General features: G+C 56.8%; 11 protein-coding genes. 5 read left to right on the forward strand and 6 right to left on the reverse strand.

Going from position 1 to position 11,663, the window contains the following annotated elements:
- Nucleotides 1-53: 53 nt before the first annotated feature.
- The 5 genes from QQJ86_RS08880 to QQJ86_RS08900 all read right to left on the reverse strand — a co-directional run bounded on the left by QQJ86_RS08880 (nt 54) and on the right by QQJ86_RS08900 (nt 5,504).
- Nucleotides 54-1,892: a diguanylate cyclase gene (locus QQJ86_RS08880; RefSeq protein ID WP_284320575.1), complete on the reverse strand. Its 1,839-nt coding sequence runs from the start codon at nt 1,890-1,892 to the stop codon at nt 54-56.
- Nucleotides 1,893-2,186 carry a hypothetical protein gene (locus tag QQJ86_RS08885; protein ID WP_284320576.1) on the reverse strand — a complete coding sequence of 98 codons (294 nt, stop codon included), beginning with the start codon at nt 2,184-2,186 and terminating at the stop codon, nt 1,893-1,895.
- 213 nt (nt 2,187-2,399) lie between these two features.
- Complete coding sequence (locus QQJ86_RS08890) at nt 2,400-4,142, reverse strand: GGDEF domain-containing protein (protein ID WP_284320577.1); 1,743 nt, start codon at nt 4,140-4,142, stop codon at nt 2,400-2,402.
- 95 nt (nt 4,143-4,237) lie between these two features.
- Nucleotides 4,238-4,543, reverse strand: coding sequence for a hypothetical protein (locus QQJ86_RS08895; RefSeq protein ID WP_284320578.1), 306 nt, complete (start codon nt 4,541-4,543; stop codon nt 4,238-4,240).
- A gap of 172 nt (nt 4,544-4,715) precedes the next feature.
- Nucleotides 4,716-5,504 carry an SAM-dependent methyltransferase gene (locus tag QQJ86_RS08900; protein WP_284320579.1) on the reverse strand — a complete coding sequence of 263 codons (789 nt, stop codon included), beginning with the start codon at nt 5,502-5,504 and terminating at the stop codon, nt 4,716-4,718.
- An 86-nt stretch (nt 5,505-5,590) separates the two neighbouring features.
- On the opposite strand from QQJ86_RS08900, the gene QQJ86_RS08905 reads away from it, so the two are divergent.
- The 5 genes from QQJ86_RS08905 to QQJ86_RS08925 all read left to right on the forward strand — a co-directional run bounded on the left by QQJ86_RS08905 (nt 5,591) and on the right by QQJ86_RS08925 (nt 9,720).
- Nucleotides 5,591-6,253: a GIY-YIG nuclease family protein gene (locus QQJ86_RS08905; protein ID WP_284320580.1), complete on the forward strand. Its 663-nt coding sequence runs from the start codon at nt 5,591-5,593 to the stop codon at nt 6,251-6,253.
- A gap of 61 nt (nt 6,254-6,314) precedes the next feature.
- Nucleotides 6,315-7,061 carry a glutathione S-transferase family protein gene (locus QQJ86_RS08910; RefSeq protein WP_284320581.1) on the forward strand — a complete coding sequence of 249 codons (747 nt, stop codon included), beginning with the start codon at nt 6,315-6,317 and terminating at the stop codon, nt 7,059-7,061.
- 212 nt (nt 7,062-7,273) lie between these two features.
- Nucleotides 7,274-7,591 carry a hypothetical protein gene (locus tag QQJ86_RS08915; RefSeq protein WP_284320582.1) on the forward strand — a complete coding sequence of 106 codons (318 nt, stop codon included), beginning with the start codon at nt 7,274-7,276 and terminating at the stop codon, nt 7,589-7,591.
- A gap of 96 nt (nt 7,592-7,687) precedes the next feature.
- Nucleotides 7,688-8,506, forward strand: a complete 819-nt coding sequence (locus tag QQJ86_RS08920; RefSeq protein WP_284320583.1) for a creatininase family protein — start codon at nt 7,688-7,690, stop codon at nt 8,504-8,506.
- A gap of 50 nt (nt 8,507-8,556) precedes the next feature.
- Nucleotides 8,557-9,720, forward strand: a complete 1,164-nt coding sequence (locus QQJ86_RS08925; RefSeq protein WP_284320584.1) for a YncE family protein — start codon at nt 8,557-8,559, stop codon at nt 9,718-9,720.
- A 96-nt stretch (nt 9,721-9,816) separates the two neighbouring features.
- Here QQJ86_RS08925 and fabV read toward each other — a convergent pair whose 3' ends face one another.
- Complete coding sequence (gene fabV / locus QQJ86_RS08930; RefSeq protein WP_284320585.1) at nt 9,817-11,022, reverse strand: enoyl-ACP reductase FabV; 1,206 nt, start codon at nt 11,020-11,022, stop codon at nt 9,817-9,819.
- Between the last annotated feature and the right edge of the window lie 641 nt (nt 11,023-11,663).

Genomic DNA, 11,663 nt, shown 5'->3' on the forward strand with positions numbered 1-11,663 from the left:
CACCCCAGCCTACACGGCTGATCAGGTCCCTCAGCGGAGGGGAAATAGCGCCGTTATTCTGCTGAATCGGCGTAAGGTGCCGCGTTGGTGAGCTTGTCACGCCGCGCTTGATTGTTGCCGGTATCTGGAGCGTGCCCATTCATGCTGACCACCACGCGATTGCGGCCATCGCGCTTGGCACGATAGAGCGCATCATCCGCTGCAATGAGCAAGCGCCGCAATTCATAACCGTAATGCGTGGTCGAGGCGATGCCGAAACTTGCAGTAAGCGGAACATGCTCAGTTTCCGAATCCGGCATAGCTTGAATAGCCAGGCGGATACGTTCTGCCCGTTCAAGCGCCTGGATCAACGTACATTCGGGCAAAAGAATGCCGAATTCCTCACCACCAATACGGCCGAATACATCGCTGGAGCGCAAGTGTTGCTGGCAGATCAACACAGCGCGCTTCAGCGCGTTGTCGCCCGCGATATGGCCGTACGTATCGTTGATGGTCTTGAAGTGATCCAGGTCGATCAGGATCAGGCAGGCGCCACGCAAGGATTTAGCCACGTAGCGCAGCGCCTGTTCCGCTTCTTCAACGAAGTGCTGGCGGTTGAAGATGCCGGTAAGGCCATCGCGCCGGGCCAGGCGCATGAAGCGTAGCTGCGAGCGCTTGAGGCGATATAGCCAGAAGCCGATCGAGGCCAAAACGGTAAGTAGTAGTGCGATGTACAAGCGGCTCATTACCATGGCTTTGTGGTCGAGTGCTTGCTGTAGCTGAAGGATCTGGTTTCGCCTGTTTAGTGCGTCAAGCTCTATTTTCTTGGTTTCGACCTGTTGCTTGGCGATTTGATAGGCGAGTGCCTTTTCGCGAACGTCATCCAAATGCTCTTTGTTCGCCGCGACATACTTTTCGTGATAGGCAAGCGCGTCGCGTAGGTTTCCTTGTTGCCGCTCTATTTCATAGAGCAGTTGATAGGACTTTACCAGCGATTCGGTGAAATCACTCTTGGCGGCAATATCAACTGTAGCTGTTGCGTATTTCTGCGCCAAAAAGCCGTTATCTTTCTTCCAGTAGATCTGTGCTAGCAAGATACTATAGTCTGCGTCCAGCGCGGGATAATTGAATCCTTTTACTTCTTCGTAGTGTTTCTGCAACAAGTCGAGCGCGTCATCCATCTTGTTTTGTTGCATGTCCAGCACGGCCATGTCGCGTCGTACTGCGCCGGCGATCATCTTTTCGCCGACCGCAAGGCAGCTGTCTATCCCTTCTTGAAATTGATCTTTGGCGATGTTGGTTTGGCCGCCGAGGAGCTTGTCGTGCAACTCAAGCATACGACCAATGCAGCCGTTTCTGCCGTTTGGATAGTCCACGATGATTTGATTGGCGTAGCTGGCGGCAAGTTCGTGTTGTCCTGCATCGCTCAATAGCTGCGAAGCTTCGGCTAAAAGATGAAAACGTGCTTCCTTGTCGGTGACTTGCGTCAAGTTGTCCAGGGCTTGATCTAGATATTGGAAGGCTTCATCGTAGTGATGCTCGATACCAAGCACGTTTATCAGGGTGCCTGTCACCTTAGTTCTCAAAGTGCTGTCTGGCGCCTCCTTTGCCAAGGCTTCTAGCTGAGTCCGAGCTAACTCTTCCTTGCCGCTGTAAGCACTTTGGTAAGCCTGCATATAGCGCAGTTGCCATTTCTCTTCCTCGGACAATTCGGCCGTACGGCCTTGCAGTTCCTGGAGGAGTTTGGCAAACGCTGCATTGTCTGCAGTTTTTATGTTGTCAGCGTGGGCTAAGAGTTGCGAGGCGCTTTGTGGTACGGGTGCGGCAGCATTGGCCACACCCGCAAGCACAACGAGCAGCAGGAGAATTCCCGCATAGTCGTACTTCCGGCGTTTGTTGCCGGTCGCTTGCATTTACGATTGAGGAGCTAATGAAGGGGAGAGTGAGACGCGCATATCTTTTTCGCCAGGCTCATCCCTGTCTTCATCTTCCTCCTCTTCCTCTTCTGTGCCCGGAACAATGATGGGGTTAAATAGCTTCTGTTGCATAAACACCTGCAACTTCGCAGCATCTTTATTCAGAATGGCCGAGCGAGCCGGACCTTCGATATCAGCTTCTGCAAGCGCCAGTTCCATCTCGCCCACGGTGACCTCACCCCACTGGGCTTCGCTGCCCATTCTTTCCAAGAAACGAATGACATTTAACACTAGATTGCCCCTGTAGTACCTACATTGCTACTCCCTGGCCGGCTACGGCGATCGTTCTGGGTGTGGCCAGCCCGGTAGCCTAACCATCATATCGCGTAGTAAGAGGACCATCGTCGATGCGGGAAGCTGTAGTACCAGATGTAGCTATTTGCGCCGAATCATCCATTGAAATGGCTCCAAGCAGGTTACTGTTGGCGGATGAGCGGGACCTCATTATCGGAAGCCGGACTTATTGGCGACAGTGTCATAGCTAGTGCGACGGTCGGCAGCAAACGAAGATCTCTCGTTCATGCTCATTACCACACGGTTGCGACCGTCGCGCTTGGCGCGATAGAGCGCATCGTCCGCTGCAACGAGGAGGTGCCGCAGGTGATAGCCGTAGTGTGTGGTCGAGGCGATGCCGAAACTTGCAGTGAGTGGAACTTGCTCGGTTTCCGAATCCGGAACAGCTTGAACAGCAAGACGGATGCGCTCCGCCCGCTCAAGCGCCTGAATTAGCGTGCACTCTGGTAACAGAATTCCGAATTCCTCACCGCCGATACGGCCGAATACATCGCCGGAGTGCAGGTGCTGTTGACAGATCAACACGGTGCGCTTCAGCGCGTTGTCGCCAGCGACGTGCCCATACGTGTCGTTGATGGTCTTGAAGTGATCCAGATCGATCAGGATCAGGCAGGCGCCGCGCAAGGACTTGGCCACGTAGCGCAGCGCTTGTTCTGTTTCTTCAACGAAGTGCTGGCGATTGAAGATGCCGGTGAGGCCGTCGCGGCGTGCGAGGCGCATGAAGCGGAGCTGTGAGCGCTTGAGGCGATACAACCAGAAGCCAATGGAGGCCAGTACGGTGAGTAGCAGGGCGATGTACAGTCGGCTCGTTTCTACTTCTTTGTGGCCAAGCGCCTGTTGCAGTTGAAGGATCTGGTTTTTTTTATTCAGTTTGTCCAGTTCAACTTTCTTTGCTTCTACCTGTTGTTTGACGAACTGATAAGCCAATGCCTTTTCGCGAACGTCATCAAGGCGCCCCTTGTCAGCCTCCAGATATTTTTCATGATAGGCAAGCGCACCACGAAGGTTGCCCCTTTCTCGCTCGATTTGGTAAAGCAATCGATAGGCGGTAGCTAAAGGTTCGGTGTATTCGCCTTTCTGCGCGGCATCGACCGTTTTCAGCGCGAATCCTTCAGCGTGGTATGCGTCATCCATTTGCCAGTAGGCTTGCGCCAGCAATACGTCGTATTCGGTTACTAATTCCGGGTATTGATATTTGATGACGCTGGGATAACTGCGTTCAAGCAGCGAAAGAGCATCCTTAGTCCGATTTTGCCGAATGGCAAGACTTGCCACGTCTTGTCGTGCGGCATCAGCAAAAAGGTTTTCACTAACTTTTACGCAAGCTTCGATTGCTTGCTGCGCATGCTCGTTCCATGAATCCAAGTGCCCGCGAAGAAAATCAGCATGCGACTTTAAATACATGCCAATGCATCGAGGTCGGCCTTCTTTATAGTCGGCGACGATTTGATCCGCATAATTGGCGGCGAGATCGTATTGTCCTGCGCCTGCCAAAAGTTGCGATGCTTCGCCGAGTACATGAAAGCGCGCATCTTTGTCGCTTACTCGCGGTAATTGGTCCAGGGCTTGATCGAGTTGCGTGTATGCATCCTCGTAACGGTGACTGTAGCCGAGGATATTGACCAATGTGGCGGATGCATGCATTCGAATCCGGTCAATCGGTGTTTCTCGAATGATCGTCCCAAGTTGCAGTTGGGCCTTGGCGAAGTTTCCAACATAGACCTCTTCCCAAGCCTCAAGATATCGCAATTGCCATCTTTCCTCGGTCGAGAAGGTCGCGCTGTCCTTTTCGAGTTGAGCCAGCAATTTGGCGAATGCTTCGTTGTCTACTGTCTTGATAGCATCTGCGTGCGCCAGCAATTCGGAGGTATTGCTGTTCGCGGGGGCAGCCATGAGCTGATTACCCGCGAACAGCGTTTGTATTAGGAGCAAAACGGCTCCCGCCAGCTGCCTCCAATGCTTACAGCCGGCCGTTAACATTACGGCAGTTAAGCGTGAGAATCTGAAGAGGACTGCAATGAGCTGCGCATGTCCTTAGGCTTCGGCTGTTCGCCGGGCTCTTCGTCTTCCTCTTCGTCTTCCTCTTCTTCGGGTACTGCTGGAATGACGGTGGAAACGAACTGAGGCTGGTGCAGCAGGGCCTGCAATTCGGCACCATCCTTGTTCAAAATGGCCGAGCGCATCGGTGCTTCGACTTCAGCATCCGCCAGCGCGGCTTCCAGTTCATCAAGGTTCGCGTCGCGCCAATGCGCTTCGCTGCCCATCTTTTCCAAAAAACGAATGACGTTCAACATCAAACTACCCCTGTAGTAATGCTGTGGTACCCCTTGTATCGCCCGTAGTGATCATTCCTGGAGCACTGAGCGCCCTCATCATATCGCGCCGCGAATAGGCATGCCCTACTTGCGAGCGATTGAAGTCAACCGCATCCATGCTTGCCATGCTTTTTCCTTCATATGGCCGCAATCAGGCCAGTGCCGCCAGTCGTGCACGAACCTCGTTATCGGCCTCCAAAGGACGGGCAGGTGGAATGGCCAGGGTGTCGGCCATGCCCACTTCGGCTTGAGGCAATGCTTCAAGCGCCAGATGCTCGATACGGGGTGTTTGGAAGGGCAGGGTGGCAGCGCGGTAGATGATGACCTGATGGTCCCGCGGATAGTCGCGGGCAAGCACGTCTACCAGCACTTGCCGGTGTGCGGACCCGGTGGAAAAGCGCTTGAGCGATTTGTCGCCGGCCACGCCAATCTGCCACAGGATCAACCATGCACTTGGATCGATACAACGCCGGTAGAGCATGAACTGGCTGGCTTCATAGTGCTGGCAGCCGCGCGCGCCCGGATCGATGCCTAGGTCGGCGTACAGGCAGTCCTCAGAAGAAATGCCGGGTTCCATGTGGGCGGAGTAGCCCTCGCCCCGCGCGGTTTCAATGGCCTTGTGCGGTACCCACGCAAATACGCCTGGGTGGCCATAGAACACGCCGCAAACACGCTTGCCTGAGCGCACCTCGGTCATGATGGCATCGACCATTTCCCGATAAGTCTTCATTCGCGACTTACCTTCCTGGTAATACGGCTGCAGGCTGCGCATGTCTTTGTGCATGCCTTGCAGCCACTGTTCGATGATGCCGTCGGATACCAGAACGAAGGCCACGTCCGCTTGTTCAATGTAGCTGCGAGTCCGCGGGTTGAGGTGAGATCCCAGCGTCATGCCTATGCCTACGCAGGCAAGGCTTCCCTTGGCAGGTGTGTTGTTCAAAACTTTATTCCCCTACTGCTTGCGCAGCAGTATCACGCGCTTAGGGGTGATCGTCGAGCGCCTTGGTATCTTGGATGGGAGTGGGCTTGAGCGAGCGAGAAGCACCGGTTGATTGGGATTTGCCCAATCCTGTGAAACGCGGACGAACGTTCGTTTACGTGCTGCCTTCCCTGGGCGAGGACCTGACGAAAGTAGGTTTTACGCAGGACCCCATTCAGCGCTTCCGTACTTTCCATCCACGTTTTTTCGCCTTGTTCGATCTGGAACAGGGCATGCTGGTCGAGACCGTACAACTGCGAGAAGCGCGACGCCTGGAGCGGTTGCTGATCGAACGCTGGCCGGCGCATCGTGCTACGGCTCCCTTGCTGGTGTCGGACACCGCTGGCGGGCACACCGAGTGGTTTCGCGGCATCGGTGAAGAGGTGGGGCCGTTCGTGCGCCGTATTGCGGAGCGCTATGGCTATACCTTGCATGTGCCGCTGAGTAGCTGGTTGCGCGCCCGTTTCGTCGAGCGCGCAGACCAGTTGTACGACTGGTCCCAGCGCTTGTTGGAAACAGTCGAATGGCAAGCTGCGAACGTGGCTCCTGAAGGACTCGATCCCCGTTATGCCAAGGTGCTGATCGATACGCTTGATGCCTGCCGTGCGGTTGGTATGGAACTGGGCGGTCTGCTGCCGCCCGATGTGCTTGCCTGGTATGACTCCGTTTCCGGCGGCAACGTGACAAGGCTGTTCGACGACGACTGCTGACATGATGTTGTCAGTAGCCAAGGCTCAGGCTACGCCTACCTTTTGTGCGGATCTCATGGATATGACCACTCCAAGCATCACCCTGTACGTTACGCGCCCCGGTTTCGATATGCCGGAAACCAGCCCTTTCGTGATCAAGAGCGAAGTGCAGTTGAAAATGGCGAGCCTGCCTTACGCAAGGGAGTCCACCATTCCGCCGCAAGCACCCAAGGGCAAGGTGCCTTATATGGTGGATGATGGCGAAGTGGTTTGTGATTCCACCTTTATCCGCACGCATATCGAGCGCAAGTATGGCGTGGATCTGGATGCGGGCCTGAATGAACAGCAGCGCGCCCAATCCTGGGCGATCGAGCGGATGCTGGAGGATCACCTTTACTTTGCGATGGTGTGGTTCCGGTGGATCGTTCCGGAAAACTTCGCCAAGGGGCCGGCACGATTCGCGGACCGCGCGCCGGAGGCGGAGCGCGAACAAATGCGCCGTGACATGCAGGCGAGCAAGAACCAAGACTTGCGTGGACATGGCATCGGTCGCCACTCAGCGGGCGAGATCGCTGCTTTGGGCGTGCGCTCGATCGATGCCGTGGCGACGTTGCTGGGCGATAGGCCCTATCTGATGGGCGAGCGCCTGAGTGCGGTGGACGCGATTGCATTCGGCGTGCTGGCGTCCATCCTTACGCCGTTTTTCGATACCCCGTTGCGTGACGCTGTGGTGGGGCGCCCGAATTTGGTGGCTTACGTGGACCGGATGATGCGGCGTTATTACCCGGAGCATGAGTGGGAGCCGTTGCAGCAGGCGGAGGCGGTTTGAGGCGACTGTTTCCTTGCTAGAGCTTGCTTTTACTTGCGTGCGTTGGGGGTAAACCCAAGCTACGCACTTAAGCCCCTCTCTCCTCGGGAGAGGGGTATTTAAGCGCAAGGCTCCCACGTGAACGAACTCATCTGCACTTACCAAACGCCCACGCAGAATTGATCGGCACACCTCTAGGCTGTCGGTGTCTCCCCCGAACGAAGGAGCCCGCCATGGAAGTCAGCTTCAATAACTGGGGCGAAGCCGCAGCGTTCCTTTCTGAGCGCACCGATATCGCGCTGGAGGGCTTGATGGCGTTGAGCGCGCAACAGATGGTGGATCAGCAGGTTATCGCCGCGCTGATATCGTCCCATCCGCACTTGAGAGCCGCCGCGGATGCATGGCGGCAAATGGCTTCCGCCACCTTGCCGATCACCCACGTGCGCAGCCTGCAGAATGATCAGCCCGAATCGGTGCGTGAGGCTTATTCGGAGCGAATGGCGTATTGGGAGGAAATCTTCAGGCGGGCGATTCCCCAAGAAAGCGAATGAGGCAAAACGCGGGCAATCAGCGTGAAGAGGATGCGAAGGCATGGATGGCGTGCAACCATATGATGCCGTTCTTGACATCCCCATCGCGACCGCCTCATGACCACGCGTTCATTTCGATGCGTTATTGCATCCGTCGTACTTGCCATGGCAGCGCAGGCTTCGTTCGCGCAGACACCGCAAACCGTCCAGCTCCAGAATCTCACCTGGACCGAACTGCGTGACCAAATCCAGGCCGGCAAGACCACCGTCATCATTCCCATCGGCGGTACCGAGCAAAGCGGTCCGTATATCGCCGTGGGCAAGCACAACGTGCGCGCCGAATACCTTGCGGACCGGATTGCGCAGAAACTTGGCAATGCTCTGGTCGCGCCGGTAGTGGCCTACGTGCCGGAAGGCGGCTATGCGCCAACCACATCGCACATGCGTTTTCCCGGCACCATCACGATTCCCGATGATGTATTCGAGAAGTTGCTGGAATCGGCGGCAAACAGTTTCGCCGTGCACGGCTTTCGCAATATCGTCTTTCTCGGCGATCACGGTGGTTACCAGAAAGATTTGAAGCAAGTGGTGGCGCACCTCAATAAAGCGTGGGCGGGCACGAACGCGCGGGCAATTCTGCCGGCGGCGTATTACGAAACCTCTTCCGATGGTTATGCGCAAATGCTGCGCCAACATGGCATCCGCGACGATGAAATCGGCACGCATGCCGGTTTGGCCGATACGTCGTTGCAACTTGCCGTTGCACCGCAAATGGTGCGACAGAGTCAGCTGCGCAATGCACCCAAGCCAAGTGCTGCCGACGGTGTGTATGGCGGCGATCCGCGGCGTTCTACCGCAGAACTCGGTCAAATGGGCGTGGATGCTATAGTTTCGCGCACTGTCGACGCTATCCGCCAAGCTACGGCGGCGCATTGATGTAAGTATCGAAGTGAATCGAACGTTTTCTCCAAATACGGGAATTTGCCGTGAAATTTGATCGTTTTGGGCGTCTTGCCTTGCGTGCCGGCGTGGTGCTGGCGGGTTTGTGTGCCACGGCCGTTGCAGCGGCGCAAACGGTGCAGACCGTGCCCGGTATGCCGCCGGTTTCCAACCCCAGCAATATGTACAGCAACGCGGGCTTCAACATGTTCAGCCCGGCCGTGGCGAATGCGCTGCCACGCATCTACGTGCCGAATCTGCGTTCCAACGACGTGTACGTGATCGATCCGAGCACCTTTCAGGTGGTCGACAAGTTTCCGGTCGGGCGCAGCCCGCAGCACGTGGTGCCGGCGTGGGATCTGAAAACGCTGTGGGTGACCAACAACGCCGAAGGCCGTAACGATGGCAGCCTCACGCCCATTGATCCCTTCACTGGCAAGCCCGGCAAGGCCGATCCGGTCGATGATCCGTACAACATGTACTTCACGCCCGATGGCAAGGAAGCGATCGTGGTGGCCGAAGCGTTCGCGCGCCTGGATTTCCGCGATCCGCACACCATGGCGTTGAAAACCCGCTTGCCCGCACCCGAATGCAAAGGCATCAATCACGCGGATTTCTCGATCGACGGCAAGTACGCCATCTTTACTTGCGAGTTTGGCGGCAAGCTGGTGAAGATCGACATGGTCAACCGCAAGGTGCTCGGCTACCTGCTGCTCAACAAGCACGGCATGCCGCAGGACATTCGTGTGTCGCCGGACGGCAAGGTGTTCTACGTCGCCGACATGATGGCCGATGGCGTGTATCTGATTGACGGCGACAGCTTCAAACAGATCGGCTTCATCAAGACCGGCGTGGGTACGCATGGTTTGTACCCCAGCCGCGATGCTACCAAGCTCTACGTGGCCAACCGCGGTTCGAACAAGGTGCATGGTCCACGCGGCGGTCCTGGCAGCGTGTCGGTGATCGATTTCGCCACGCGCAAAGTAGTTGCCAATTGGCCGATTCCGGGCGGCGGCAGTCCCGATATGGGCAACGTCACGGCCGACGGCAAATGGTTGTGGTTGTCGGGTCGTTTCGATGATGTGGTGTACGCGTTCGATACCGCGACCGGCAAGGTGAAGATCATCAAGGTCGGCATGGAACCGCATGGCTTGGCCGTGTGGCCGCAGCCTGGGCGGTTTTCGCTGGGGCATACGGGCATTATGCGTTGATGCAAAAAAAGGCCGGCAATGCCGGCCTTTTTTGTTGGTGCACGCGATAATGTTTCGCTCCCTCTCCCCTTCGGGGAGAGGGGACTGGCTCGCGGATTACAACTGCACTACGTCGAAACTCACATCCGGATTCACATCCGCGTTGTAATCCACATCCTTGCGGTCAAACCCGAACAAGCGCAGGAACTCATTCTTGTAGCCGGCATAATCGGTGGTTTCCCACAGGTTTTGCGTGGTGACTTGCGACCACAGCGCCTTGCACGCTTGCTGCACGTCGTCACGCAATTCCCAATCGTCCAGGCGCAGGCGACCTTCTTCGTCGGTAGCTGGCGGCGTGCCATCGGCGCGGTACAGAACATCGTGGAACAGACGGTTGGCCTGTTCGATGGTGCCTTCGTGCAGACCTTTCTCCTTCATGATGCGGAACACCATGGAGACGTACAGCGGAATCACCGGAATCGCCGAACTGGCCTGCGTCACCACTGACTTCATCACGCCTACGTAGGCATGCAAACCTTGCGCTTGGTAGCGCGCGCTGAGTTCGTGCGCGGTGTTGTCCAGGTGCTGCTTGGCTTGGCCAATGGTGCCGTGCCAATAGATGGGCCAGGTGATTTCCGTGCCGACATAGCTGTAGGCGACGGTGGTGGCGTTTTGGGCCAGCACACCGGCCTGGTTCAGTGCTTCGATCCACAGCGCCCAATCTTCGCCGCCCATCACGGTGACGGTGTCCTTGATTTCCTGTTCGGTGCCGGGTTCCACCGTCACCTGCACGACCGCGTCCTTGTTGGTATCCACCGACGATGCGGTGAACGGCTGGCCGATCGTCTTCAAGGATGAACGCACCACCTCGCCGCTATCGGGCAGCTTGCGCACGGGCGAGGCGAGTGAATAGATCACCAGGTCGATCGGGCCGCCCATCTCGTTCTTGATCAGTTCGATGGCACGTGCGCGAGTCTCATTCGAGAACGCATCGCCATTGATGGAGCGCGCATACAGGCCGGCTTGCTTGGCAAGCTTGTCGAACGCGGCGGAGTTGTACCAACCGGCCGTGCCGGGCTTGGTTTCGCTCGAAGGCTTCTCGAAAAACACGCCCAGTGTCGCTGCGCCGTAACCGAAGGCCGCGGTGACCCGCGAGGCCAACCCGTATCCCGTGGAGGCACCGATGACCAGCACGCGCTTGGGACCTGTGGCGGAACCCACTTTGGCCTTGGTGATACCGATCTGCTCCTGCACGTTTTGTTCGCAACCGACTGGATGCGCCGTGATGCAGATAAAGCCGCGAACCTTGGGATGGATGACCACGAAGAACCCTCAACTTTGAGCACAAGGGCGCCATTCTAAACGGCGAGGGGGACCATTCGCTGCCGCAGGGAAGGGGGCCTTGCAGGTTCCCTCTCTTCAGCCTGATTAGCGTCTCGCCTCAGCTGGGTGTGTCGTGGTGTTGGGGTATTGCCTGCGGCGCTTTCGGTCGCGAAGCGACCGAGTCACTTTTCTTTGCTGGCCCAAAGAAAAGTAACCCAAAGAAATGGCCTGAAGAGCTCATGGCATTGCATCGGTTACAAGCCTGAAGGATGACGCCTTGCTTTGATCGTTGGCGGGCCCAGCTTCTACCGCGCCGCTATACCGCGAGGCGTCGAAGCATTGAGGGCTTAAAGCGCGCCCTCCGACAGGTTGAGCTTGGCTGAGATCTGCCCGATCTGCTTTAAGTCCTCAGCGCTTCGACGCCTCGCGGTATAGCGGGGACGTTGAACCATGGGCGAGCAACCACCTATCTAGCCATACACGTTCAGGCTTTTACCTTCCCCATGCTGTGAGCTTGTTAGGCCATTTCTTTGGGTTGGCAGATTCAACCTCCAAGTGCATCAGCTGGCGCCAGTCCATCGCGAGCCTGGATGTAGTGCTCGAAGAACACCTCGGCCGGCGAACGCCAGCCGAGTGTCTTG

The sequence above is a fragment of the Dyella acidisoli genome, assembly GCF_030160295.1.
Classification (GTDB): domain Bacteria; phylum Pseudomonadota; class Gammaproteobacteria; order Xanthomonadales; family Rhodanobacteraceae; genus Dyella_B; species Dyella_B acidisoli.

Bases quoted from the DNA above. Each gene is read 5' to 3' on its own strand.
- QQJ86_RS08895 (WP_284320578.1), bottom strand. From the start codon at position 4,543: ATGTTGAACGTCATTCGTTTTTTGGAAAAGATGGGCAGCGAAGCGCAT.
- QQJ86_RS08915 (WP_284320582.1), top strand. From the start codon at position 7,274: ATGGAAGTCAGCTTCAATAACTGGGGCGAAGCCGCAGCGTTCCTTTCT.
- QQJ86_RS08920 (WP_284320583.1), top strand. From the start codon at position 7,688: ATGACCACGCGTTCATTTCGATGCGTTATTGCATCCGTCGTACTTGCC.
- QQJ86_RS08910 (WP_284320581.1), top strand. From the start codon at position 6,315: ATGACCACTCCAAGCATCACCCTGTACGTTACGCGCCCCGGTTTCGAT.
- QQJ86_RS08880 (WP_284320575.1), bottom strand. From the start codon at position 1,892: ATGCAAGCGACCGGCAACAAACGCCGGAAGTACGACTATGCGGGAATT.
- QQJ86_RS08890 (WP_284320577.1), bottom strand. From the start codon at position 4,142: ATGGCTGCCCCCGCGAACAGCAATACCTCCGAATTGCTGGCGCACGCA.